A 22,607-nucleotide genomic window follows, 5' to 3' on the forward strand; every position below is an offset into this window, starting at 1 on the left:
ACTTTTGGGGGACTTGCATTATGGTGAGGGTCGATATCTGGGATAGCACGGGAAATCATCATGAAGAGAGAGAAACTCAGCAAGGACGCCATCGCTGCCGCACTGGCCGAACTGCCTGGCTGGTCGCAGGCAGCCGATGGCGCCTCCATCAAGCGCAGCTTTGTCTTCAAGAATTTTTCCGAAGCCTTCGCTTTCATGACCCGCGTCGCGCTGGCCGCCGAGAAGATGGACCATCATCCCGACTGGTCGAACGTCTACAAGACTGTCGACGTGACGCTCAACACCCATGATGCCGGCGGTGTCACCGCGCTCGACATCGCGCTGGCCAAGAAGATGAATGGGTATGCAGGCGGCTGAACGCTGGGGCGGCAACGCCAAATCGGCGCCATCCTCTTGCAGTGGACCGGGACTTTCACCACATTTCCCGTGGCGGCCGCGCGCAACGCGTAGCGCGACGGCCGGCAAGGAGAGGATTGATGGCGCAGCAGCCCGGTTTTGATTTCTTGGGCTTCGGCAGCAAGCTCGGCGACGAGAGTGAAGTGCGCGCCAAATTCTGGCGCACGGCCAAGAAGGCCGCCCGGCAGATTCCGTTCATGGAAGAGGTCGTCGCCGGCTATTATTGCGCGCTCGACAGGAAGACGCCTTTGCGTGCCAAGGGCATATTGCTGGCAGCGCTTGGCTATTTCGTGCTGCCGGTCGATGTCATACCCGATTTCGTCTTCGGCCTCGGCTTCACCGACGACATCGCCGTGCTGACCGCCGCGATCTCCGCGGTAAGCGCCCATATCACCCCTGCGCACCGCAAGGCCGCCAAGGAGGCGATCGCCGACAAGAGCTGAATCGGCGTCGTTGGCAACTGGGTTCAGAAGAAATCCTCCGCTCAAACAGGACGATAGCGGCTTGGCTTCGGGTTCCGCTGCGGCCGTTCGAAAAGTCAAACTCTTGCCGCTTTCGTGGCCTCCAAGTCGCCGCAGGGACATTGCGAAAGCCGTTTTTTCAAGAAGCGGCGCGGAAATGGCGGTGGTTTCCATGGGTGAATGTCCTTTTCCAAGGGAAATTCACCGTTTGGTAACCCAGATTAAATCAAAATGAAGCGACGGGCAGGACGCCAAGCCGGCCTGCCCCGCACCATTTGGAATACGGGAAAAGCGATGCGCGGATTGATTGCACTAGTCTCGAGCCTGGTCCTGGTGGCCTTTGCCGCGCCGGCGCTGGCGCAGCAGGCGACCAAGATCGGCCAGCACAATGCCTGGGGCACCTACAGCTACCAGGCGCAGGGCGGCAAGGTCTGCTATGTGCTCACCGTGCCGACCGACAAGCAGCCGCCGACGCTCGATCACGGCGACATGTTCTTCTTCGTCAGCCAGCGCCCGGGCCAGCAAGTGTCCTACGAGCCGCAATTCATCGCCGGCTACACATTCCAGGAAGGCTCCAAGGCCACCGTCACCATCGACAAGAAGACGTTCTCGATGTTCACCCGCGGCAAGTCGGCCTGGGTCGAGAACGCCGCCGAAGAGCCTGTGCTGATCGCCGCCATGAAGACTGGCACCGACATGAAGGTCTCGGCGAAGTCTGGCCGCGGCAATCCGACGACCTATGTGTTTTCGCTGAAAGGCATCTCGGCCGCGCTGACGTCGATCGCCAAGTGCAAGTAGGCTAGCGCGGTTCCCGCCGCATGACTCTCGCCGCAACCTGTGCTATGCGCCGCGCTTCTTTCGGCACGATGGATGAAATCGGCCGCAATTCGCTTATATTGGCGCTGATATGACCCTTTCCTTCGATCTCACCAATGAGGGCGCACGCGACGCGTTGCGCACTCGCGCCACGCCCGAGAAGCCGTCGCTGATCGGCCTGACCCGGACCGAGCTCGGCGAGGCCCTCATCAGTGCCGGCATCGTGCCCGAGCGCCAGGCGAAAATGCGCGCCCAACAGCTCTGGCACTGGATGTATGTGCGCGGCGTCTCCGATTTTGCCGGCATGTTCAACATCTCCAAGGATCTGCGCGCCGAACTCGACAAGCATTTTACCGTCGCCCGGCCCGAAATCGTCGAGGAGCAGATTTCCTCCGACGGCACGCGCAAATGGCTGTTCCGCTTTCCGCCGCGCGGCGCCGGCCGTCCCGTCGAGATCGAGACCGTCTACATCCCCGAGGAAGGCCGCGGCACGCTATGCATCTCATCGCAGGTCGGCTGCACGCTGACCTGCTCGTTCTGCCACACCGGCACGCAGAAGCTGGTGCGCAATTTGACGGCGGAAGAGATCCTGGCGCAATTGCTCACCGCCCGCGACCGGCTGGGTGACTTCCCCGACCGCGACACACCCGACGGCGCCATCGTCCCGGCCGAGGGCCGCAAAGTTTCCAACGTCGTCATGATGGGCATGGGCGAGCCGCTCTACAATTTTGAAGCCGTGAAGAAGGCGCTGCTGATCGCCTCCGACGGTGATGGGCTTTCGCTGTCGAAGCGCCGCATCACGCTGTCGACCTCCGGCGTCGTGCCCGAGATCTTCCGCGCCGGCGAGGAGATAGGGGTCATGCTGGCGATCTCGCTGCACGCCACCAATGACGATCTGCGCGACCTGCTTGTGCCGATCAACAAGAAGTATCCGCTGAAGGAACTGATCGAGGCCTGCCGCGCCTATCCCGGCCTGTCCAACGCCAAGCGCATCACCTTCGAATATGTGATGCTGAAGGACGTCAACGATTCCATCGAGGAGGCCAAGGGGCTGATCAAGCTGCTCAAAGGCATTCCAGCCAAGATCAATCTGATCCCGTTCAACCCGTGGCCGGGCACCAACTATCAGTGCTCGGACTGGGAGACGATCGAGAAGTTTGCCGACTACATCAACAATGCCGGCTATGCCTCGCCGATCCGCACGCCGCGCGGCCGCGACATCCTGGCCGCCTGCGGGCAGCTCAAATCGGACTCCGAACGCATGCGCAAGGTCGACCGCCTGGCGCTGGAAGCCATGATGATTGCGGGGCATGGCGAGGCGTGAGCCGCCTCTTCGCCTATATCCTCCGTTTCGCTGTCATCCTGTTCGGCTATGTCGTCGCCTCATTGGCGGCGAGCGCCTTTCTCAACGTGCTGTTCCTGGCTTCCGTCGGTTATATGCCGGACGATGCGCACCCAGCGGCGGCCGCGGCGCTGTATTTTTCGATCCCGTTCGTGGCGCTGTTTGTCGCCTATTTCGCTTTCATACCGGCGGTGGTCGCAATCCTGATCTCCGAGGTCCTCAGCCGCCGCGACTGGCTGTTCTATGCACTCGCGGGCGGCTTGGTGGCCGCGGCCTTCCTCGGCTTCGTCCACCAGAACGTGGATTTCGACGTCACCGAACCGCGCGCCATCGCCGCGGTGATCGGCTGCGGCATGGTCGGCGGCATCTTCTACTGGCTAAGCGCCGGCCGCTGGGCCGGAAGCTGGTGGCAGGCCGCTACTTCGCCTGAGCGGTCAGGACCTTGAGCGCGAAGGCCGAAAACACACCGGCAAAGAGATAGTCTACCACCCGCGTCACCCGCGGGCTGGCCTTCATCGCCGCCGAAAACCTTTCCGCGGCAAACACCATCGGCGCCGTCACAGGGATCGACAGCACGATGAACATGAGGCCGAGGGAGAACAGTTTTCCCGGCGCGTTCGGATCGTGAGCCGAGACGAACTGCGGCAGAAACGTCATGAAGAACAGGATGATCTTCGGGTTGAGCAGGTTGACGCCGAGTCCGGCGGCCCAGCTGCGGAACAGCGAAATCTGCGGGCCATTCTTCTTCTGCGGTGAAAACGCCGAGCCCTTGGTCATCGCCTGCCAGGCCAGGAACACCAGATAGACGGCGCCGAAGATTTTCAGCACCAGGAAGGCCATTGGCGAGGCGACGATCAGCGCCGAGATGCCGACCGCCACCAAAGTTGTGTGGATCAGCGTTCCGAACAGAGCACCCGCCAGCGAGGCAAAGCCGGCGGCGCGGCCCTGGCTCAGTGTGCGCGAGACGAACAGCGTCATATCCGGCCCCGGCGTGATCGCCAGGACCATGGTGGCGATGGCGAACTGGATCAGCGTCGTGGTATCGGGAATGAAGGACATCGGTGGCCCCTAGCGAATGATCGTCGGTCTATAACGCAGCCTCCCCGCTCACGCCAGCAACTGACTGGCGTGGCATCTGGTCCAGCGGCTGCGGCGGCCGGAGCCCGTTCATCCCTTGCGCTGGCCGGAAATGCCGTGATACCTCGCCCCCGAAACTCATCGCGGAACCGCCAAAATGTCCCCAGCAATGCCCAAGACAAAAGACGTCAAGAAGGTCGTGCTCGCCTATTCCGGCGGTCTCGACACCTCCATCATCCTGAAATGGCTGCAGACCGAGCTCGGCGCCGAAGTCGTCACCTTCACCGCCGATCTCGGCCAGGGTGGCGAGTTGGAGCCGGCGCGCAAGAAGGCCGAGATGATGGGCATCAAGGATATCCGCGTCGTCGATGTCCGCGAGGAATTCGTCGCCGACTTCGTCTTCCCGATGTTTCGCGCCAATGCCGTCTATGAAGGCACCTACCTGCTCGGCACCTCGATCGCCCGGCCGCTGATCTCCAAACACCTGGTCGAGATCGCCCAGGAGGTCGGCGCCGATGCTATTGCGCATGGCGCCACCGGCAAGGGCAACGACCAGGTGCGTTTCGAGCTGTCGGCCTATGCGCTGAATCCCGACATCAAGGTTATCGCGCCGTGGCGCGACTGGTCGTTCAAGTCGCGCACCGACCTGATCAACTTCGCCGAGCAGCACCAGATCCCGGTGGCCAAGGACAAGCGGGGGGAGGCGCCGTTCTCGGTCGACGCCAACCTTCTGCACTCCTCTTCCGAGGGCAAGGTGCTGGAAGACCCGTGGAGCGAGCCGCCGGAATTCGTCCATCAGCGCACCGTCTCGCCGATGGAGGCGCCGGACAAGGTCACCGAGATCGAGATCGAATTTTTGAAGGGCGATCCGATTGCACTGAACGGCAAGAAGCTGTCGCCGGCCGCCATGCTGACGGCGCTTAACGATCTTGGCCGCGACAATGGCATCGGCCGGCTCGATCTGGTCGAGAACCGCTTCGTCGGCATGAAATCGCGCGGCGTCTACGAGACCCCCGGCGGCACCATCCTGATCGTCGCCCACCGCGCCATCGAATCGATCACGCTCGACCGCGGCGCCGGCCACCTCAAGGACGAGTTCATGCCGCGCTACGCCGAGCTGATCTACAACGGCTTCTGGTTCTCGCCCGAGCGGCTGATGCTCCAGGCGATGATCGACAAGAGCCAGGAAGACGTCGAAGGCACGGTGCGCCTGAAACTCTACAAGGGCAATGTCATGGTCACCGGCCGGAAGTCAAAGAAGACGCTCTATTCCGACGCGCTGGTCACCTTCGAGGATGACCGCGGCGCCTACGACCAGAAGGACGCCGCCGGCTTCATCCGCCTCAACGCGCTGCGGCTGAGGACGCTGGCGGCAAGGAGCCGCAAGGGTGAACCAAACTAGTGTTCCAGGAAAACCCGGCGGTCACGCAGGGTTTTTATTTGGTACCTCTAATATAAGAGGCCAAGCTGGCTGACATGGTTTTCGTTTGACCTTTTAAAAGCCTCATCTAAATTCCTTCGCGGGACGAGGGATTCTGATCGTGAAAAACGCCATTTTTCTCATGCTTGCGGCGGCCATCGTCTTTACCGGATGCCAGTCCTCGCAGGCGGCCGCGAAACGCGAGCAGGACGGGTGCATCTCCGCAGTCCATTTGTGGAGCATCACGTTCAAGCACGAAATCGCCTCTTTCATGGGCGTCTCGCAGGAGCGCATGCCAGCCCTGTTCTGCCAGCGCATCACCGAAGGAGTACGCAGCGGGCGGATCAGCTACTCCGATTTGAACAGAGTGCAGCTAGACCTGCCGACCGAGATATGGCTGGTCATCAAGGGCAAGTCAAAGGCGGCTGCCAGGGCCGCGCCGGTGCTGCGCAACTCCAAATTCCGGAGCTGCAAAGGTACTGAAGGCGCCTTCGAGGTTCCTATTTCCCAGAAGTGCCCGTTGAGCGGCTACGCACATTATTGAGAGCCCAGGCGCTCAGCCGGCATTTGCGCCAACGATCGAGCAATTCGAGAAAGAGCATGCCCGACTTTGTCCGTAACTGCGTAAAAACAAAGAAATAGAGCGGCGGCAAAGAACTCAGTGCTTTTCCTGCTTGATCTTTTCGGGCCCTTATCTAGCCTCCTCACAATCGATGGGGGCAGCTGACAATGAAGCCGTGGTTTGTGGCCCTGCCTGCAATGGTCGTCATGCTGGCCGGTTGCCAGACTGGGCAGGAGCAAGTGAAACAGGATCCCGAGGCGGCATTCGATCGCTGCGTCAGCAAGGTGGCCATATCGAATATATCGGCCAAACACGAGATCGCCGCTTTTATGGACGTTTCCCTGGAGCGCATGCCGCCACTGCTGTGCCGCCGCCTTGTCGATGCCATGAAGACCGGCCGGCTGACCTTCTCCGACATAAACCGCCTCCAGTTCGACCAGTCCACGGACATCTGGAAGGTCATAAAAGGCGGGTAGCCGCTTGGCTGCTGAACGGTTTGACCGCCAAAAGCTCCAGTCCTTGCAGAAAAGCCCGGCGCATGGCCGGGCTTTCCGTTCTTCGATCTGGATATTTCTGTCAGCCGCCGTCGATCGCGTCGGCGATCTGGGCGATGGCCTGCTGGTAGACGCTGGCGGAATTCCAGCCGGCGATGGCCCCCATATTCGCACTCGCGCTCGCACCCGCCCGCCAGCCATGAGCCTTGAGGAAGTTGGCCGTCGAAGCCAAGGCCGTCGCCTTGTCGCGCAGATTTCCGTTGCCGACGCCATACTTCAGGACATTGCCGGGCAGGAACTGCGTATGGCCGATCTCGCCATGCGCAGCGCCGACCGACGAGGCGCTCAGCGCGCCGCGATCGACCAGCTTCAGCGCCGCAATGGCGTGCGGGTAAAAGAACCCCGGGCGACGGCAATCATAGGCAAGCGTCAGAATGGCGGAGACCGTGTTCTGGTTGCCCAGGGAGGCTCCGAAGCCGGTTTCCATGCCCCAGATGGCCAGCAACACGCCCGGCGACACCCCGTAATTGCTCTCGATCCTGTCGAACATCGCCGCATTCGACTTCTTCAGCGCACGGCCCCTGGAAATGATCGCAGCTCCGCCACGGCGCTTCATGAAGGCGTCCACCGAACCGCTGAACGCCTTGTGGATGGCGCGGTCGACGGAGATTGTCTTTGTCGCGTAGCTGGCACCGGCCAGAGCAGCCAGACCCTTCCCACCAACACCTTCGGACCTGGCCTGCGCGGCAAAGTCCTGCTTCCACGCCTCGAAGCCCGCGCCGGTCTTGCCGCAGCTGGCCGCCGCCTGCGCGCCCGTCGCCAGCGCAAGTACCGCGACCACCGCGGCAGCAATAATCTTTCCCTTGGCAAGCAATGCCATGCTTTTTCTCCTGATTGCCTGAATCACGTCCCGGTTGCGAACTTGCCAGCGAAACGCGCCATTGTCACCGTACCCCCGGCGCTACCCTGGCCAATGCAGCGGAATTTGCTTACGATCAAGTGCTTATTGTGGCCGAAACGCCCGGTGCCGGGCAGGCGAATTCGCTGCTCGGGTAAAAAGAGGTGACGGGGGCATGGAACGGCGGCCCGTGGCGGGCGTTTGGGCGAGGCGCCGCTCCGCACCATATTCCTCCTCTGACGCCATACGCCAACGCCTGACGCATCGAGATCGACATGAAACTGTTCGACTGCCCGCATTGCGGCCATCGCCTCTACTTCGAGAATGCGCAGTGCCTGAATTGCGGGAGTCTCGTGCTTTACGATCCCGAGCATGCGCGCTTTGCCTTGTCTGACGTCGACGGCATCTTCCACTGCACCAATGCGGATGAATGCGCCTGCAACTGGATGGCCGAACCGGGTCATACCTACTGCCGCGCCTGCGTGCTGAACCAGCTGATCCCCGACCTCTCCGTCGACGGCAACCGCCGCCGCTGGATTCGCGTCGAGGCGGCCAAGAAGCGCGCCGTCTATTCGCTGCTCGCCTTCGGCCTTCCGGTCGTGCCCAAGCACAAGCACGGCGACGAAATCGGCCTCGCCTTCGACTTCATTGCCGATCCGATCGGCGGCGGTCCCGGCGGCGAACGCATCCTTACCGGCCACGACAACGGCCTGATCACGCTCAACGTCGCCGAGGCGGACTCGGCCGAGCGCGAGCGGCGTCGCGTCGAGATGGGCGAAAATTACCGCACGCTGCTCGGTCATTTCCGTCATGAGCTTGGCCATTACTACTGGGACCGGCTGATCCGCGACGAGCCGCAACGGCTCGATGCCTTCCGGGCGCTGTTCGGCGACGAACGCCCCGACTACGAGCAGGCGCTGAAGGCCTATTACGCCAATGGCGCTGCGCCCGACTGGCAGCAGAACCACATCTCCGCCTATGCGACGTCGCATCCATGGGAAGACTGGGCCGAGACCTGGGCGCACCACCTCCACATCACCGACACGCTGGAGATGGTGCACGCGCTGAATTTTCCACTCGGCCAGCTTGAGACGATGGAGACCAATGTGCTGCCGCAAGGCGACACCGGCGGCCGGTTGCAGGCGGCGCCCGCGGAACCCAACGCCGTGCCCGAGCCGTTCGAAAAGATTCTCGCCCGCTGGCTGGTACTCTCGGAAGCCTCCAACTCGATCAACCGCTGCATGGGCCTGCCCGACCTTTATCCCTTCGTCATTTCGGACGTGACGGCGCAGAAACTCAGCTTCGTGCATGAGCTTTTGACCGGTTTGCCGAAAGAAACCGGAACAAATCGTGAGCTGGCGTCGGTATTTTAGCCGGAACGCATGCGTTCTGGTTTCGTTTGGTGTCGCGAGGGACCATGAAAGGGAGAGAAACCATGAGACGCATATTGTTTCCGGCCGTCGCCGGGGCGCTTGTCGCGATGTCGGGTGCGGCACTCGCCGATACCGCCGTCTCGGCCGTCACCGATCTTAATGTGCGCGCCGGCCCCGGCCCGCAATATCCTGTGATCGGCGTGCTCGCCGCCGGCCAGTCGGCGACGCTCAATGGCTGCATCGAAAACAGCAAATGGTGCACCATTGCCGAAGCCGGAGGCCAGGGCTGGGTCTATTCCGACTATGTCACGGCCGATTTCGGCGGCAACCGGGTCGTTCTGACACGCCGCCCCGCCAACGCCGCCATCACCGTGGTTACACCGCCGCAGGATGATTATCCCGATACCTATACCGGTGCGATTCTGTCCGACGACGGCCCCGTCGACGCCATCGACAGGCCACCGGCGGAAGTCGGCACCTATGTCAGCACGCACCGGCTCGATCCTGTCTATCTCGAGGGCGAGGTGGTGACCGGTGCCACCTTGCCCGACACGGTCGAACTGCGCGAAATCCCCGACTACCGCTACCGCTACGTCTATGTGAATGGCCAGCAGGCGCTGGTCGACCCGCAGACACGGCGCATCATGTACGTCGTGCGCTGATTTTGCCTGGAAAGAATGACAAGTGAACTCGTGCCGCCCTCCTGCCGAGGCTGAGGGCGGCAAAAGGGTCGCTGAACAGCAGCAATTGCGCGAGAGCCGACGATCCCCTAGATCATGCGACCCGATGCGTTCGGCAGAGGAATTCGCGTGATATCAGATCCAGCCGCCTTCGAGCGCTATAGCAACACGGCCACCGAAAAGACGAACCTGCCGCGGCTGATAATTGGAACGGCAGTCGTCGTCCTGTTCTGGGTGGCGATCACCCTGGTTGTGGTGCTTGGCGGCACCTATGTCGCGATCGTCTGGCATGTATTGCCGGACGATCCGCGCGGGCCGCTTCAGGGCTTTCTGGCCTCGCCCATCGGCATACTCACCGCACTCACTTCGTTTACCGGCATCTGGCTCGGCCTCTGGCTTGCCATGCGTTTCGTCCATGGCGAGCCGCTCTCGGCGCTTTTCGGCGCCAGCCGCCGCGTGTCCTTGTCGGGCTTCCTCAAGGGCCTGGTCGCGGTGCTGATCACATCGGCGCTTTCCGAAATCCTGCTCTACTGGCTACAGCCCGAAATCGCCCGCGGCACGATCAACCTGTCGACCTGGCTGCTGTTCCTGCTCCCGATCGTGGCGCTGACCCTGCTGCAGACCTCGTCCGAGGAGATGCTGTTTCGCGGCTATCTGCTGCGCGGCCTGGCCAGGCGCTTCGAGAGCCCTTACGTGTGGGCGCTATTGCCCGCTTTGCTGTTCACCTCCTTGCATTGGAGCCCGGGCTCGACCCCCGCCATCAACGCCTGCGTGCTGGCCTCGATCGCCGCCTTCGCCTTGCTGTTGACGCTGGTGGTTTATGTCACCGGCAATCTCGGCGCCGCCTTCGGCGCCCATCTCGGCAACAATCTCACCGGCTTCCTGCTGATCTCGCATCAGGAGAACTACAATTCCTTCGCCCTGTTCAACGCCAAGCCGCTGGAAGGTCCGGACTGGACGACGACGGATGCCGTCATCATCGCCGCCATCGGTATCGTCTGCACCTTGCTGACGATCCTGCTGCTTCTGCACCCGCGCTCGCCGCTGAAGGTTACGGCCGACCCTCGGGATGCAGGGTGAACTAAACAGGGACCGATCCAGAGACCGGGAAGCCGCCCTTGTCTTGACTCTTCGGCCGATTTCCTGTCTACAGCCCCGAAATCCGCGACGAGTATCCCTCCGAGCAAGCCGACCAGGACGCCAAAACCTTTTGAGGTGGGTGCTGTAAACAGATCCTGGAGGCCAACACCCGGCAGCGCTGAGCGCCCCCGGGTGCTTTTTGGTTTTGAGCTTTGCTTGGATGAGCGGCGCGAACGCACTACCTCTCGGGCACCATCGGGGTGCCTGAGAAAAGGAAACGGAATGTTTGAATCGCTGCAGGAGCGCACAAGAGGCGTGGAGGGCCATCGGCCCGACAGGGATCACCATGAATCCAAGGCGCTCTCGCGCGGCGGGTTGACCAATGTTTGAATCACTTCAGGAGCGCCTTGGCTCCATCCTGAACGGCCTGACAGGCCGCGGCGCGCTGTCGGAGGCTGATGTCTCGGCGGCGTTGCGCGAGGTGCGCCGTGCGCTGCTCGAAGCCGACGTTGCGCTGGAAGTGGTGCGTTCCTTCACCGACAAGGTGCGCGAGAAGGCCGTCGGCGCCGCCGTCGTCAAGTCGATCAAGCCCGGACAGATGGTCGTCAAGATCGTCCATGACGAGTTGGTCGACATGCTCGGCGCCGAGGGCGTCGCCATCGACCTCAATGCGCCGGCGCCGGTCGTCATCATGATGGTCGGCCTGCAGGGCTCCGGCAAGACGACGACCTCCGCCAAGATCGCCAAGCGCCTGACCGAGCGCCAGAACAAGAAGGTTCTGATGGCCTCGCTCGACACGCGGCGGCCCGCGGCGCAAGAGCAGCTGCGCCAGCTCGGCGAGCAGGTCAAAGTCGCGACCCTGCCTGTCATTGCGGGCCAGAACCCGGTCGACATCGCCAGGCGCGCCGTCCAGGCAGCCAAGCTCGGCGGTCATGACGTCGTCATCCTCGACACCGCCGGCCGCACCCATATCGATGAGCCGCTGATGGTGGAGATGGCCGACATCAAGAAGATGTCGAGCCCGCACGAAATCCTGCTGGTCGCGGATTCGCTGACCGGCCAGGACGCCGTCAACCTTGCCAAAAGCTTCGACGAGCGCGTCGGCATCACCGGCCTGGTGCTGACCCGCATGGACGGCGATGGCCGTGGCGGTGCCGCGCTTTCGATGCGAGCCGTCACCGGCAAGCCGATCAAGCTGATCGGCACCGGCGAAAAGATGGACGGGCTGGAGGAATTCCACCCCAAGCGTATTGCAGACCGCATCCTCGGCATGGGCGACATCGTCTCGCTGGTCGAAAAGGCCGCCGAAAACATCGACGCCGAGCAGGCGGCGGCGATGGCCAAAAAGATGCAGTCGGGCAAGTTCGACCTGAACGACCTTGCCGGCCAGCTTCAGCAGATGTCGAAAATGGGCGGCATGGGCGGCATCATGGGCATGATGCCCGGCATGGGCAAAATGAAGGACCAGATGGCGGCCGCCGGCCTCGACGACAAGATGTTCGGCCGCCAACTCGCCATCATCTCGTCGATGACCAAGGCCGAGCGCGCCAATCCGGACATGCTGAAACATTCGCGCAAGAAGCGCATCGCCGCCGGCTCAGGCACGGATGCGGCCGAGATCAACAAGCTCTTGAAAATGCATCGCGGCATGGCCGACATGATGAAGGCGATGGGCGGCAAGGGCAAAGGCGGCGGCCTGATGCGCGGCATGATGGGCGGCCTTGCCTCCAAGATGGGCCTCGGCGGCATGATGCCGGGTGGCCCCGGCGGCATGATGGGTGGCGGCATGCCCGACCTCTCCAAGATGGATCCCAAGCAGCTCGAAGCCTTGCAGAAGCAGATGCCCGGTCTTGGCGGCATGAAGGGCCGGCCCGCCCCGAGCGGCGGTGGCCTGCCCGGTCTGCCCGGCGGCATGAAGCTTCCCGGCCTTGGCGGCGGTGGTCTGCCCGGCCTCGGAAAGAAGAAGTGAGGACGCTATGAACGAAGAAAAAGACATGGCCGACGCACGCACCATCCTGGCCGGCTATCGCGCCTCGATCGACAACATCGACGCCGCCCTCATTCATATGCTGGCCGAGCGCTTCCGCTGCACCAAGGCGGTCGGCGTGCTCAAGGCCGAGCATGGCCTGCCGCCCGCTGACCCGGCGCGCGAGCAGGAGCAGATCACCCGCCTTCGCCAGTTGGCGAAGGACGCCCATCTCGACCCCGATTTCGCGGAAAAATTCCTCAACTTCGTCGTCCGCGAAGTGATCCGCCATCACGAGCAGATCGCCGCGTCCAACGGCGCAAGCAAAACCGGCTAACAAAGTGCATGTCGCCCAAAAGTGCGCAGCGGTTTTGGGACAACGACCTGCACCAGACAAAGCCATTAACCCAACACTGAGATCAGAAATTTTAGGAGAAATGAAATGCCCTTGAAGATCAGACTGGCCCGTGCGGGCTCGAAGAAGCGCCCTTACTACCACGTCGTCATCGCCGACGCCCGTTCGCCGCGCGACGGCCGGTTCATCGAGTCGATCGGCTCGTGGAACCCGCTGCTGCCCAAGGACGGCGAGCGCGTCAAGGTCGACGCCGACCGCGTCAAGCATTGGCTGTCGCACGGCGCCCAGCCGACCGACCGCGTGCTGCGCTTCCTCGATGAGGCCGGCCTCCTCAAGCGCGAAGCCCGCTCCAACCCGAAGAAGGCCGAGCCCGGCAAGAAGGCGCAGGAACGCGCCTCTCTGCTGAAGAAGGCCCAGGAAGACGCTGCCGCCGCCGTTGCCGCCGCTGCTGCAGCCCCGGCCGAAGCGGAAGCCGCCACCGCAGAATAAGCATCGCGTCATCGCATCGACAAAACGGCGGGCCTGTGCCCGCCGTTTTGCTAATGTGCGGCGATGTCATATGCGTTCGAACGAAAGATGACTGAGCGGACCGTCACGGAAGAGACCCTTTTCGGCGGCGTAGCCGGAACGCTGTTGCGATGCGCCGGCGCCACGACAGGCGTCGTCGTGCTCAGCGGATCGAGCGGCCGCATCGACGTCACCCGCGCCCGGCTCTTTGCCAAGGAACGAGCATCCGCTCTCGCGCTGCAATGGTTTGGCGGCGAAGGTCAGGTGCCCGGCATTTGCGAGATCCCGCTCGAAACGTTTTTCGCGGCGACCGACTATCTTGTCCAGATGGGATGCCGGCGCATCGTCTATGTCGGGACCTCGAAAGGCGCCGAGGCCTCCCTGCTTGCGGCGGCTCACGATCCACGCATCGGCCTCGTGGTTGCGATCAGCCCGACATCGGTGGTCTGGGGCAATATCGGGCCGGGCCGCGACGGCGTCAGCTGGCCGGAACGATCGTCGTGGACGCTCGAGGGGATTCCTTTGCCGTTTGTCCCAAGCAGTCCCGCTTGGAACGCTGAGTATGTCGATGGTCTGGTGTCCTACCGGGGGCTCTTCCTACGTGCCTTGCAAACCTTCAAGGACGCAGCGGCCAAGGCTGCCATTCCCGCCGAAGCTATTTCAGCCGACATTGTTCTGGTTGCGGGCGGCGACGACGCGCTATGGCCATCGCTGGATTTTGCCCAGTCGATCGTTCGGCGTCGCCAGGACACAGCAACGACCACCTGCCTCGTCTCAGTGCCCGACGCCGGCCACCGCATTCTGCTGCCGGGCGAAATCACGCCGCGCTCGAGGCTGCATGCCCATGGCGGCAATGACGACGCCGACACGCGCCTGGGCCGCCTGGCTTGGGAGCATATCCGGGGATTGCTGTAGCGCAGGCAGCCATGGTCCAGCTGCCTTGGGCAACAGCGAAACCGGCGATCATAGCCGCCGGTTTCCGATGTTGGACCTGGCTGTGTTCAATAACCGTCGGGGCATCTGGCGATGTAGGTGCGCCCGTTGCGGCCGCGGTAGCGACATTGACCGCTTTCGCTGGCACGGCCGATCAGCGCGCCGGCCACGGCGCCGACGGCGCCGCCGACGACGGCGCCCTGAACCGGATCATTTGCCACAGCTGCGCCAACCGCCGCGCCGCCGAGGCCGCCGACCGCGGCACCCTTTTCGGTTTGCGAGCACGCACCCAGTGCGGTCGCCAGTACCAGAATGATCATCGCTTTTTTCATTGTCGTTCCTCTCTCACGCGGATCGCCGTCCTCGCCGCCACGGCTCTAACTCCCAGACAGCTGATTTGATCCCGAAGACGTGAGAGATCCCGGTGCGCGTGCCTGTCACATTCGTAACGACCGCCGCCGAGCTTGTTGAAATGCAGGACGTTTTACCTTTCAGTGGCCTTCTTCAGATTGGCGAGGCCAGCCTCGAAATCCTTGCCGATCAGCGTATCGAAATTCATGAAGAGGCCCAAAAGCTTGGCAATGAAGGGCCGGCTGCCGCGCATTGCCCAGGTGACTGCGGTGGTGTCGCCCGAGGGCTTCAGGGTGAAGTCGACGCTGTTGTTGGCCCGGAACGGCTTCTCGAAGTCGAGCTTCAGCGACACCAGCGAGGATGGCACGGAATTGACGATCTCCATGCGTCCCTTGCCGGCCTTGGCATTGCCTTCCCAGGCGTAGGCGGCGCCCTTGCCGGCATCAGCGCCCGACAGCGTGCGCTTCATCTCGGGGTCGAGCTTTTCGTAGGGTGACCACTCCGGCCAGTGCTTGAAATTGTTGATCAGTGGAAAGATCGCTTCCGGCGCGGCCTTGATGCTGGCGGTGCGGGCGGTGACGAAATCATTCGACCTCGTCGCCGCATAGATGAGCACGGCGACGATGATGACGACCAGGATGATGAGAATGGTGCTGAGCATGTTTTTCTCCTCGCTTAACGGCTGAACGGGATCAGGGCGCGCACGCTTGGGTCGCGCAGATAGAGACCGCCCCACAGGATGATGCCGAGATAGACGCTAAACAGCGTGTGCGAAAACAACGGGCTGCCGACGCGCATGTTTGTGGCGATGGCGCCGCCGAGATAGCCGGTGAGCAGGATGGCGCCGAGCACCGAGGTGCGGGGCAGCGCATAGAGCGCGGTCGAGATCAGCCCGATAATGCCGAGCGTGCGCGCGACATTGACATCGGCCGGCCAGCCGAGCGGCACCATGGTCTGGGTGACGACATCGAGCGGCGGCAGCTTGATGACGCCGTCGAAGATCATGAACAGGATGATGAGGCCGCTGAGCACGCGGCCGGTCCACAGGGCGCCCGACGAGACGGGCATGGTTTGAGAAATACTCACGGTGTTCCCTCCTAAGCGGTTCGAGCCGTTTGCTGGCTTCGGACCAAGGACGAGCGATGGGGCGGCGATCCTACAGGGTGCGGATTCTTTTTGGGTAGCAGCAAGCAAAAGCCGCTGCGTGGCGATCCTTCACACCCCCCTCTGGCCCGCCGGCCATCTCCCCCGCAAGGGGGGAGATTACACGCTCGACCGCTTCGGCAATGTTCCATGAATGAGCGGAGCATCGAAACCGCCGATCTCCCTCCTTGCGGGGGAGATGCCCGGCAGGGCAGAGGGGGGTGCTGTCCCTCGACCTTGACGGACTATCGACATCCACCAGTCACGGCTATTGTTAGGGCTGGGCGAGAGACGAGCGAATGGCCGGCGAGACTGATCTGAAAAAGCTGCTGGCGGCGATGACGCCGGAACTGCTTCCCGGCATCCATGTCTTCGCCACCCTGGTCCCCGGTGCACCGGTTCCCGAGACGCTCAATCCGGTGATGCTGTTTCGCGAGAAGGAGGGCACGACGCTGATCTTGCCCGAAGACCAGGCCGCCGGGCTGCAGTCCGCCTTCCGCTGCCGCATGATCACCCTGAACGTCCACTCCTCGCTGGAAGCCGTCGGCTTCCTCGCCGCCATCACCGCCCGGCTGGCCGCCGCCGGCATGGGCGTCAATCCGGTCTCTGCTTTCTATCATGACCATCTGTTCGTGCCCGCTGAGCGGGCCGAGGAAGCGATGGAGTTATTGCGCCAACTGGCCAAGGATAACGCCGGCTGAATATCAAGCCGACGCACGTAGAGAATATCCGGCAGGCCTTCTTCGTTGGTGGTGCCCGCGCCGAACGCCTCGGGGCGAAAGCCATGGCGCTCGTAGAAGCGACGCGCGCCGGTGTTGCCCTGGAAGCAATGCAGTTTAACGATCCGTAGCGCGGCGGTCGCTTGCACCAGCAGCCGGCTGCCGATGCCTTGCCCAATCCAGGCGGGGTCGAGATAGAGCTGTTCCACCCAATCGCCGCTCAGGGCAATGAAGCCGACAATGCCGGTGCCGGCCTCGGCGACCGTCACCTGCTGCCGGGACAGCACGATCTCGCGGATGAAGGCAAGATCCTCATCCGGCGTGTGGATGACCGGCATCCAGGAGAACGAGCCAAGTGCGGCCCGCATGACAATGGCGATGGTCGCGGCATCCAAAGCCGTGGCGGGTCGCAGCACGATTTTGGTGGGATCGTTCAAAGGCGTTTCTCAACAGAGGTCAGCGCTGCCCTCATCCCCCTGCCGGGACCTTCTCCCCGTGAACGGGGAGAAGGAAGGCTTCGGCCGAAGGCCGAGCCCGCGACTGCGGGCCGCCGGCTTTCCGGCGCCCCCGCGGAGGGCCCGCCGCGGCAGCGGCGATACGGCCCGTGAGCGAATAAACTATGCCGCCTTCTTCTTCGGCTGGATCAGGCCGCGCTCGACCAGAAGCTCGGCGATCTGCACCGCGTTGAGCGCCGCGCCCTTGCGCAGATTGTCGGAGACGATCCACATCGACAGGCCGTTGTCGATGGTCGAATCCTCGCGGATGCGCGAGATGAAGGTGGCGTCCTCGCCGGCCGATTCCAGCGGCGTGATGTAGCCGCCATCCTCGCGCTTGTCCAAGACCTGGCAGCCCGGCGCTTCGCGCAGGATATCGCGCGCCTCGTCGGCGGTGATCGGCTTTTCGAACTCGATGTTGACGGCTTCGGAATGGCCGATGAACACCGGCACGCGCACACAGGTCGCCGTCAGCTTGATCTTGGGGTCGAGCATCTTCTTGGTCTCGGCGACCATCTTCCACTCTTCCTTGGTCGAGCCGTCGTCGAGGAAGACGTCGATATGCGGAATGACGTTGAAGGCGATGCGCTTGGTGAACTTCTTGACCTCGACGCCATCGGCGACGAACACCGCGCGGGTCTGTGTAAAGAGTTCGTCCATGCCTTCCTTGCCGGCGCCGGATACCGATTGATAGGTGGCGACGACGACGCGCTTGATGGTGGCGACATCGTGCAGCGGCTTCAGCGCCACGACCAGCTGCGCCGTCGAGCAGTTCGGATTGGCGATGATGTTCTTGCGGGTGAACAGCGAGATCGCATCCGGGTTCACTTCCGGCACGATCAGCGGCACGTCCTGATCATAGCGGAAGGCCGACGAGTTATCGATGACGACGCAGCCCTGCTTGCCGATCTTCGGCGACCACTCCTTCGAGACGTTGCCGCCGGCCGACATGATGCAGATGTCGGTGTCGGAAAAATCATACTGGTCGAGCGTCTTGACCTTCAGCGAACGGTCGCCGAACGACACTTCGGTGCCCTGGCTGCGCCGCGAGGCCAGCGCCACGACTTCGCTTACCGGAAAGCCGCGCTCTTCCAGTATGTTGAGCATTTCGCGACCCACATTGCCCGTGGCGCCGACTACCGCAACCTTGAAACTCATCAGAAATCTCCTGTCCCTCTCCGCTTGGTTTTTGGAGAAAACCCGCCGGCCAATGCGGGTTCCGTCCCCCGGGCCGGACCCGGGAGAGGGTGGTTAGGCCAAGGGAATCACACCGTGGTGGTGGTTTTTTTGGCCATGGTTTTGCTGGAACGGTAAGACGCGCCGACGCGCCCGGCCCCATGATTGTGGCCGGGGAAGTCGAAGGCAAGAAGAGCCATCAGAAGGCCGCGCATCGAAAATGATCCCGTTCGATGCCGGCTTTTACGCGGTTTGCGTCAGGAGTCAATTGCGGCCAGGCACACGCCTGCCCTGTACAATAGCGGCCGCAAGAAGTACGAACGCCCAAATAGTGTTTGGCTGGCGTGCGTCAGCCCCGGCATGTGCTCCATGATGAGCCCAGACCCTGAATTCCGAAAGAGTGAGATGTCCAATTTCGAAGCTATTGTTCCTGCGCTGGCAGAAGCGCTGGAAAAACGCGGCTATACCGAGCTGACGCCAGTGCAGAAGGCCGTGCTGGAGCTCGGCGAGTCCGACGCTCTGGTGTCGGCGCAGACCGGCTCAGGCAAGACCGTCGCCTTCGGCCTCGCTTTGGCGCCGACCCTTCTTGGAAGCGCCGAACGTTTTGACCAGGCTGGCGCACCGCTGGCGCTGGCCGTGGCGCCGACGCGCGAGCTCGCTCTGCAGGTGATGCGCGAATTGCAATGGCTCTACGCGCCGACCGGCGCCACCGTCGCGTCCTGCGTCGGCGGCATGGACATGCGCTCCGAACGGCGCGTGCTGGAGCGCGGCGCCCACATCGTCGTCGGCACGCCCGGCCGCCTGCGCGACCACATCACCCGCAACTCCCTCGACATGTCGGCGCTGAAAGCCGTGGTGCTGGACGAGGCCGACGAGATGCTCGACCTGGGCTTTCGCGAGGACCTCGAATTCATCCTCGATGCCGCACCGGCTCAGCGCCGCACGCTGATGTTTTCGGCCACCGTGCCGCGCTCGATCGCCACGCTGGCGCAAGGCTATCAGCGCGACGCCGTACGCATCTCGGCCGGCGGCGAGGAAAAGCAGCATCTCGATATCGAATACCGGGCGCTGAATGTCGCCTATCCCGACCGCGAGAACGCCATCATCAACGTGCTGCGGTTTTACGAGGCGAAGAACGCGCTGGTGTTCTGCAACACCCGCGCCGCCGTCAACCATCTGACGGCACGCTTCAACAACCGCAATTTTTCCGTCGTCGCACTGTCGGGCGAGCTCAGCCAGAACGAACGCACCCACGCGCTGCAGGCGATGCGCGACGGCCGCGCCAAGGTCTGCATTGCCACGGACGTCGCAGCGCGCGGCATCGACCTGCCCAATCTCGAACTGGTCATCCACGCCGATCTGCCGACCAATCCCGAAACGCTGCTGCACCGCAGCGGCCGAACCGGCCGAGCCGGACGCAAGGGCGTCAGCGCGCTGATCGTGCCCAACGGCGCCCGCAAGCGCACCGAACGGCTGCTGCAGAATGCAGGGCTGAAGGCGACATGGGCGAGCCCGCCCTCCGCCGACGACGTCATCAAGCGCGACGACGAGCGCATCCTTGCCGATCCAGCCTTCGAAGAGCCGATTGCCGAGGACGAGCGCGGCTTCATCGACGCGCTTCTGGCCAAGCATGGCGCCGAACAGGTGGCCGCCGCCTTCGTGCGCCAATGCCGCGCCAGCCGCTCGGCGCCCGAGGAGCTTACGGATGTCGCACCGTTCACGCCTTCGCGTGACAAACCGGCGGGCGAAAAATTCGAGCGCGATGAAGCGCCAAGCCGGCGCGACGACTTCGGCGACAGTGTCTGGTTCTCGCTGTCGATCGGGCGCAAGCAAAATGCCGAGCCGCGCTGGCTGATCCCGATGCTGTGCCGCACCGGCAACATCTCCAAGCGCGAGATCGGCTCCATCAAGATGCAGCAGGATGAGACCTACGTGCAGATCGCGGCCGACTGGGCCGATCGCTTCCTCGCCGCCATCGGCCCCGACAAGAAGCTGCAGGGCAACATCGTGGTGAAGCGCCTGGACGGCACGCCCGACCTGTCGCGGGCCGGCTACCAGGCGCCGAAGCCGGACAAGAAACCGCATCGCGGCAAGCGACCGTTCGAGGCGCCGCAAAGCGCACACAAGCCGAAATTCGAGAAGCGGGAACGGCCCGCCGGCGATGCAAAGCCTTGGGCCGGGAAACCGAAATTCGACAAGGCTGGACCGCCGAAGAACAAGAAACCGAAGAAGCGGCCGGTTTGAGGCTCTTATCGGCCAATTACAGATGCAGGCGCTGCCCCTCATTGCCCTGCCTGGCGTTTCTCCCCGTATAGTGACGGGGAGAAACGGCTGACCGCAGCCTTGGCGCTCTTCTTGCAACGTTGGCGATTGGCGGAATCGTCAATAACAGCGACCCCTCTCCCCGCCATTATACGGGGAGAGGATGCCGGCAGGCAGGTGAGGGGCAGCGCCAACGGACGGGAAAATGAAGCAACTCATGCCTGAACCGTTTACCCTCCATTTCGTCCAACCCCTTGCAGTCCGCCGCAACTTTGAACAGTCTGTGCCTACACGGGGGCGAGGCTAAATGCGCGGCGAAGTTCTTCACTATGACGAGGCCCAGGGTTTCGGCTTCATCACCGGGGCGGACGGCAACCGCTACACCTTCGCGCGCGAGGATCTGCGCCGTGATACCGTGATCGCGAACGGCGCAGTGGTCGAGTTTCTGCCGGCAAGCGGTCAGGCGCGCGACGTTTTTTCAATCCGCGCCCAGCCCGCCAGTCCCGCCACCGCTGCGCCAGCGGCAAGCGCCGCGCCGCCCAAGGCGGCTGCCGCTTCAGCCGCGCCACAGCATTTCGGCCGCCTGGCGGAAGACGGCGCGGTTCGCGATAGCGGACTGCCGGGTTATTTCTGGCGAGGCGTGACGCGCAACTACATCAACTTCGCCGAACGCGCCCGCCGCAAGGAATTCTGGGGCTACTGCCTGTTCTGGACCGTCAGCTTCATCCTGGTCGGAATTGCCGGCGGCCTCGCCGACCAGGCCGTCGGCAATTTCGATGCCGGCAACTGGCCGATTGTGATGATCGGCGTCTGGGGGCTGTTTTGGCTAGCGACGTTCCTGCCCTGGGTCGGGCTCGTCGTGCGCCGCTTGCACGACATCGGCCTGACCGGCTGGCTGGCAATACCTTACTTCGCAATCACCTTCATGTTCGCTCCGGCTACGCTGATCCTCGCGCTGATACTCGGATTGATCCCGACCCAGGCCCACGAAAACCAGTGGGGGCCGGTGCCTGGAGGAGGCGGAGCCTAGACCGCACCAGAAATGAACTGCCGGCTGTTTGCGGACAGCCGCGATTTAACAATGGCTTAGGTCGCAGCCAGGAAGGCAGCTGCTGTTTTGACCGGACGAACAAGATATTTCTCTTGCCGTTTAGTCTGCGCACAGATAATCTGTGCACTCATCAAATCGACGATCGAAAACGGATGATGGAGCCAAGACAAATGTGAACCAACGAGTACACCGCAATTTCCCCCCTTTCGGCGCACGCCATCTGGAACGCGCTCAAGGCGCTGCACGAAGGCCGCCTCACCTACGAAGGGTCCGATACGTTCGTGCTGCACGGCCCGTTCGCCAAGGGCACCCGCGTCTCTGTAACGCCCGTCGGGCAGGACACCTTCGAATCGACGATCGTCGATCTTGTCGACACTGTGACGTATGCCGACGAGACCTCGTTCGGCGACACGAAACTGCTGTTCAGGCATACGCTGACGCCGGTCGAGGGTGGCACTCAAGTGACTCATCGCCTCGAGATTTCCGGCCCATCGGCCGCCGAGGTCGGACCAGAGCTCGGGCCGCAGATCAGCGGCGATTTCGACACTTCGATGGCCAAACTGTTCGAGCAGGCAAGGGTGTTGGCGAACGGTGGCTGATCGGGGGGATCTGAACACGCGCTTCAGCGGACCATCCGAGAGCCCCGGCTTGCTGCTCTGGCGAACCACCATGCGCTGGCAGCGCGTCATGACGGCGGCGCTGGCCCCGCTTGACCTTACCCATGTCCAGTTCGTGCTGCTGGCTTCGGCGATGTGGCTCGGCCGCTATGGCGAGCCGCCCAACCAGGTGCAGCTCGCCGCCCAGGCCGGCACCGAGGTGAAGATGACATCGGACGTCGTCGCCCGGCTCGAGGCAAAGGGACTGATTGTGCGGGACACCAACCCGCGGGATTCCCGCGCCAAGGTGATCCGCGTCTCCACGACGGGGACGGCCGCAGTCCAGCGCGCTATCGTCGCCGTCGAAGCCGCCGACGCTGCTTTTTTCTCAGCCGTGGATGAGGCGCAACTCGTCGGCCTGCTGAAACGGCTGGCCGGCGAGATCCGCTGAGTCG

Annotated in this window: 28 protein-coding genes; 20 read left to right on the top strand and 8 right to left on the bottom strand. The window is 63.0% G+C overall.

Going from position 1 to position 22,607, the window contains the following annotated elements; translation table 11 throughout:
• Window positions 1–60 precede the first annotated feature (60 nt).
• From NKJ80_RS13895 to NKJ80_RS13915, 5 genes are all read left to right on the top strand, one after another.
• Window positions 61–357, top strand: a complete 297-nt coding sequence (locus NKJ80_RS13895) for a 4a-hydroxytetrahydrobiopterin dehydratase (RefSeq protein WP_023706758.1) — start codon at window positions 61–63, stop codon at window positions 355–357.
• A gap of 119 nt (window positions 358–476) precedes the next feature.
• On the top strand, window positions 477–839 hold the full coding sequence (locus tag NKJ80_RS13900; protein WP_352497735.1) for a YkvA family protein: 363 nt from the start codon (window positions 477–479) through the stop codon (window positions 837–839).
• A 312-nt stretch (window positions 840–1,151) separates the two neighbouring features.
• The gene (locus tag NKJ80_RS13905) at window positions 1,152–1,655 is read left to right on the top strand and encodes an invasion associated locus B family protein (RefSeq protein WP_023671718.1); all 504 of its coding nucleotides are present in this window, start codon (window positions 1,152–1,154) and stop codon (window positions 1,653–1,655) included.
• Between the two features lie 109 nt (window positions 1,656–1,764).
• A complete protein-coding gene (gene rlmN, locus NKJ80_RS13910) occupies window positions 1,765–2,997 on the top strand; it encodes a dual-specificity RNA methyltransferase RlmN (RefSeq protein ID WP_352497736.1) in 1,233 nt (410 codons plus the stop codon).
• On the top strand, window positions 2,994–3,461 hold the full coding sequence (locus tag NKJ80_RS13915; protein WP_023805921.1) for a hypothetical protein: 468 nt from the start codon (window positions 2,994–2,996) through the stop codon (window positions 3,459–3,461). Before rlmN ends, NKJ80_RS13915 begins: the two co-directional genes overlap by 4 nt.
• Here NKJ80_RS13915 and NKJ80_RS13920 read toward each other — a convergent pair.
• Window positions 3,433–4,074: a LysE family translocator gene (locus tag NKJ80_RS13920; RefSeq protein ID WP_023805920.1), complete on the bottom strand. Its 642-nt coding sequence runs from the start codon at window positions 4,072–4,074 to the stop codon at window positions 3,433–3,435. The genes NKJ80_RS13915 and NKJ80_RS13920 overlap by 29 nt on opposite strands.
• A 187-nt stretch (window positions 4,075–4,261) precedes the next feature.
• Between NKJ80_RS13920 and NKJ80_RS13925 the strand changes: the two genes are divergently transcribed.
• The 3 genes from NKJ80_RS13925 to NKJ80_RS13935 all read left to right on the top strand — a co-directional run bounded on the left by NKJ80_RS13925 (window position 4,262) and on the right by NKJ80_RS13935 (window position 6,550).
• Complete coding sequence (locus NKJ80_RS13925; RefSeq protein WP_023698861.1) at window positions 4,262–5,494, top strand: argininosuccinate synthase; 1,233 nt, start codon at window positions 4,262–4,264, stop codon at window positions 5,492–5,494.
• Between the two features lie 139 nt (window positions 5,495–5,633).
• A complete protein-coding gene (locus NKJ80_RS13930; protein ID WP_023710248.1) occupies window positions 5,634–6,056 on the top strand; it encodes a hypothetical protein in 423 nt (140 codons plus the stop codon).
• 185 nt (window positions 6,057–6,241) lie between these two features.
• The gene (locus NKJ80_RS13935) at window positions 6,242–6,550 is read left to right on the top strand and encodes a hypothetical protein (RefSeq protein WP_352497737.1); all 309 of its coding nucleotides are present in this window, start codon (window positions 6,242–6,244) and stop codon (window positions 6,548–6,550) included.
• A 100-nt stretch (window positions 6,551–6,650) separates the two neighbouring features.
• Here NKJ80_RS13935 and NKJ80_RS13940 read toward each other — a convergent pair whose 3' ends face one another.
• Window positions 6,651–7,448, bottom strand: coding sequence for a lytic murein transglycosylase (locus tag NKJ80_RS13940; RefSeq protein ID WP_023671711.1), 798 nt, complete (start codon window positions 7,446–7,448; stop codon window positions 6,651–6,653).
• A 293-nt stretch (window positions 7,449–7,741) separates the two neighbouring features.
• Between NKJ80_RS13940 and NKJ80_RS13945 the strand changes: the two genes are divergently transcribed.
• The 7 genes from NKJ80_RS13945 (at window position 7,742) to NKJ80_RS13975 (ending at window position 14,342) form a co-directional block, all read left to right on the top strand.
• Window positions 7,742–8,839: a zinc-binding metallopeptidase family protein gene (locus NKJ80_RS13945; RefSeq protein WP_352497738.1), complete on the top strand. Its 1,098-nt coding sequence runs from the start codon at window positions 7,742–7,744 to the stop codon at window positions 8,837–8,839.
• Between the two features lie 62 nt (window positions 8,840–8,901).
• On the top strand, window positions 8,902–9,501 hold the full coding sequence (locus NKJ80_RS13950) for a DUF1236 domain-containing protein (protein WP_023671709.1): 600 nt from the start codon (window positions 8,902–8,904) through the stop codon (window positions 9,499–9,501).
• A gap of 147 nt (window positions 9,502–9,648) precedes the next feature.
• The gene (locus tag NKJ80_RS13955; protein ID WP_023702592.1) at window positions 9,649–10,599 is read left to right on the top strand and encodes a CPBP family intramembrane glutamic endopeptidase; all 951 of its coding nucleotides are present in this window, start codon (window positions 9,649–9,651) and stop codon (window positions 10,597–10,599) included.
• A gap of 382 nt (window positions 10,600–10,981) precedes the next feature.
• Window positions 10,982–12,568 (top strand): signal recognition particle protein, encoded by a 1,587-nt coding sequence (gene ffh, locus NKJ80_RS13960; RefSeq protein ID WP_023831885.1) that lies wholly within the window; start codon window positions 10,982–10,984, stop codon window positions 12,566–12,568.
• A 7-nt stretch (window positions 12,569–12,575) separates the two neighbouring features.
• A complete protein-coding gene (locus tag NKJ80_RS13965; RefSeq protein ID WP_023671706.1) occupies window positions 12,576–12,902 on the top strand; it encodes a chorismate mutase in 327 nt (108 codons plus the stop codon).
• A 105-nt stretch (window positions 12,903–13,007) separates the two neighbouring features.
• The gene (gene rpsP, locus NKJ80_RS13970) at window positions 13,008–13,409 is read left to right on the top strand and encodes a 30S ribosomal protein S16 (RefSeq protein WP_023671705.1); all 402 of its coding nucleotides are present in this window, start codon (window positions 13,008–13,010) and stop codon (window positions 13,407–13,409) included.
• Window positions 13,410–13,496: 87 nt separating this feature from the next.
• Window positions 13,497–14,342 carry an acyl-CoA thioester hydrolase/BAAT C-terminal domain-containing protein gene (locus tag NKJ80_RS13975; protein WP_352497739.1) on the top strand — a complete coding sequence of 282 codons (846 nt, stop codon included), beginning with the start codon at window positions 13,497–13,499 and terminating at the stop codon, window positions 14,340–14,342.
• 86 nt (window positions 14,343–14,428) lie between these two features.
• Here NKJ80_RS13975 and NKJ80_RS13980 read toward each other — a convergent pair whose 3' ends face one another.
• From NKJ80_RS13980 to NKJ80_RS13990, 3 genes are all read right to left on the bottom strand, one after another.
• Window positions 14,429–14,692 (bottom strand): YMGG-like glycine zipper-containing protein, encoded by a 264-nt coding sequence (locus NKJ80_RS13980; protein ID WP_023834710.1) that lies wholly within the window; start codon window positions 14,690–14,692, stop codon window positions 14,429–14,431.
• Between the two features lie 152 nt (window positions 14,693–14,844).
• Window positions 14,845–15,372, bottom strand: coding sequence for an SRPBCC family protein (locus NKJ80_RS13985; protein ID WP_023805919.1), 528 nt, complete (start codon window positions 15,370–15,372; stop codon window positions 14,845–14,847).
• A 14-nt stretch (window positions 15,373–15,386) separates the two neighbouring features.
• The gene (locus NKJ80_RS13990) at window positions 15,387–15,797 is read right to left on the bottom strand and encodes a DoxX family protein (protein ID WP_023687655.1); all 411 of its coding nucleotides are present in this window, start codon (window positions 15,795–15,797) and stop codon (window positions 15,387–15,389) included.
• 356 nt (window positions 15,798–16,153) lie between these two features.
• Here NKJ80_RS13990 and NKJ80_RS13995 point away from each other — a divergent pair, with 356 nt between their 5' ends.
• Window positions 16,154–16,555 (top strand): ACT domain-containing protein, encoded by a 402-nt coding sequence (locus NKJ80_RS13995; protein ID WP_023814781.1) that lies wholly within the window; start codon window positions 16,154–16,156, stop codon window positions 16,553–16,555.
• Here NKJ80_RS13995 and NKJ80_RS14000 read toward each other — a convergent pair.
• From NKJ80_RS14000 to NKJ80_RS14010, 3 genes are all read right to left on the bottom strand, one after another.
• Window positions 16,471–17,010, bottom strand: a complete 540-nt coding sequence (locus NKJ80_RS14000) for a GNAT family N-acetyltransferase (RefSeq protein WP_023814782.1) — start codon at window positions 17,008–17,010, stop codon at window positions 16,471–16,473. The genes NKJ80_RS13995 and NKJ80_RS14000 overlap by 85 nt on opposite strands.
• 180 nt (window positions 17,011–17,190) lie before the next feature.
• Complete coding sequence (locus NKJ80_RS14005) at window positions 17,191–18,225, bottom strand: aspartate-semialdehyde dehydrogenase (RefSeq protein ID WP_023671698.1); 1,035 nt, start codon at window positions 18,223–18,225, stop codon at window positions 17,191–17,193.
• A 107-nt stretch (window positions 18,226–18,332) separates the two neighbouring features.
• Entirely contained in the window at window positions 18,333–18,458 is a 126-nt protein-coding gene (locus tag NKJ80_RS14010) for a hypothetical protein (protein ID WP_023671697.1), read from the bottom strand.
• A gap of 190 nt (window positions 18,459–18,648) precedes the next feature.
• Between NKJ80_RS14010 and NKJ80_RS14015 the strand changes: the two genes are divergently transcribed.
• From NKJ80_RS14015 to NKJ80_RS14030, 4 genes are all read left to right on the top strand, one after another.
• On the top strand, window positions 18,649–20,487 hold the full coding sequence (locus NKJ80_RS14015) for a DEAD/DEAH box helicase (protein WP_352497740.1): 1,839 nt from the start codon (window positions 18,649–18,651) through the stop codon (window positions 20,485–20,487).
• Between the two features lie 325 nt (window positions 20,488–20,812).
• Entirely contained in the window at window positions 20,813–21,535 is a 723-nt protein-coding gene (locus NKJ80_RS14020) for a DUF805 domain-containing protein (protein WP_023687653.1), read from the top strand.
• Window positions 21,536–21,837: 302 nt separating this feature from the next.
• Complete coding sequence (locus NKJ80_RS14025) at window positions 21,838–22,155, top strand: SRPBCC family protein (protein ID WP_352497741.1); 318 nt, start codon at window positions 21,838–21,840, stop codon at window positions 22,153–22,155.
• Window positions 22,156–22,204: 49 nt separating this feature from the next.
• The gene (locus NKJ80_RS14030; RefSeq protein ID WP_245259985.1) at window positions 22,205–22,603 is read left to right on the top strand and encodes a MarR family winged helix-turn-helix transcriptional regulator; all 399 of its coding nucleotides are present in this window, start codon (window positions 22,205–22,207) and stop codon (window positions 22,601–22,603) included.
• Window positions 22,604–22,607 lie beyond the last annotated feature (4 nt).

Origin of the sequence: Mesorhizobium sp. M0030 (genome assembly GCF_040323695.1) — a bacterium.
Taxonomy (GTDB): domain Bacteria; phylum Pseudomonadota; class Alphaproteobacteria; order Rhizobiales; family Rhizobiaceae; genus Mesorhizobium.

Bases quoted from the DNA above. Each gene is read 5' to 3' on its own strand.
- NKJ80_RS13895 (WP_023706758.1), top strand. From the start codon at position 61: ATGAAGAGAGAGAAACTCAGCAAGGACGCCATCGCTGCCGCACTGGCC.
- NKJ80_RS13900 (WP_352497735.1), top strand. From the start codon at position 477: ATGGCGCAGCAGCCCGGTTTTGATTTCTTGGGCTTCGGCAGCAAGCTC.
- NKJ80_RS13905 (WP_023671718.1), top strand. From the start codon at position 1,152: ATGCGCGGATTGATTGCACTAGTCTCGAGCCTGGTCCTGGTGGCCTTT.
- rlmN (WP_352497736.1), top strand. From the start codon at position 1,765: ATGACCCTTTCCTTCGATCTCACCAATGAGGGCGCACGCGACGCGTTG.
- NKJ80_RS13920 (WP_023805920.1), bottom strand. From the start codon at position 4,074: ATGTCCTTCATTCCCGATACCACGACGCTGATCCAGTTCGCCATCGCC.
- NKJ80_RS13925 (WP_023698861.1), top strand. From the start codon at position 4,262: ATGCCCAAGACAAAAGACGTCAAGAAGGTCGTGCTCGCCTATTCCGGC.
- NKJ80_RS13935 (WP_352497737.1), top strand. From the start codon at position 6,242: ATGAAGCCGTGGTTTGTGGCCCTGCCTGCAATGGTCGTCATGCTGGCC.
- NKJ80_RS13940 (WP_023671711.1), bottom strand. From the start codon at position 7,448: ATGGCATTGCTTGCCAAGGGAAAGATTATTGCTGCCGCGGTGGTCGCG.
- NKJ80_RS13945 (WP_352497738.1), top strand. From the start codon at position 7,742: ATGAAACTGTTCGACTGCCCGCATTGCGGCCATCGCCTCTACTTCGAG.
- NKJ80_RS13950 (WP_023671709.1), top strand. From the start codon at position 8,902: ATGAGACGCATATTGTTTCCGGCCGTCGCCGGGGCGCTTGTCGCGATG.
- ffh (WP_023831885.1), top strand. From the start codon at position 10,982: ATGTTTGAATCACTTCAGGAGCGCCTTGGCTCCATCCTGAACGGCCTG.
- NKJ80_RS13965 (WP_023671706.1), top strand. From the start codon at position 12,576: ATGAACGAAGAAAAAGACATGGCCGACGCACGCACCATCCTGGCCGGC.
- rpsP (WP_023671705.1), top strand. From the start codon at position 13,008: ATGCCCTTGAAGATCAGACTGGCCCGTGCGGGCTCGAAGAAGCGCCCT.
- NKJ80_RS13975 (WP_352497739.1), top strand. From the start codon at position 13,497: ATGACTGAGCGGACCGTCACGGAAGAGACCCTTTTCGGCGGCGTAGCC.
- NKJ80_RS13980 (WP_023834710.1), bottom strand. From the start codon at position 14,692: ATGAAAAAAGCGATGATCATTCTGGTACTGGCGACCGCACTGGGTGCG.
- NKJ80_RS13985 (WP_023805919.1), bottom strand. From the start codon at position 15,372: ATGCTCAGCACCATTCTCATCATCCTGGTCGTCATCATCGTCGCCGTG.
- NKJ80_RS13995 (WP_023814781.1), top strand. From the start codon at position 16,154: ATGGCCGGCGAGACTGATCTGAAAAAGCTGCTGGCGGCGATGACGCCG.
- NKJ80_RS14005 (WP_023671698.1), bottom strand. From the start codon at position 18,225: ATGAGTTTCAAGGTTGCGGTAGTCGGCGCCACGGGCAATGTGGGTCGC.
- NKJ80_RS14010 (WP_023671697.1), bottom strand. From the start codon at position 18,458: ATGCGCGGCCTTCTGATGGCTCTTCTTGCCTTCGACTTCCCCGGCCAC.
- NKJ80_RS14015 (WP_352497740.1), top strand. From the start codon at position 18,649: ATGTCCAATTTCGAAGCTATTGTTCCTGCGCTGGCAGAAGCGCTGGAA.
- NKJ80_RS14020 (WP_023687653.1), top strand. From the start codon at position 20,813: ATGCGCGGCGAAGTTCTTCACTATGACGAGGCCCAGGGTTTCGGCTTC.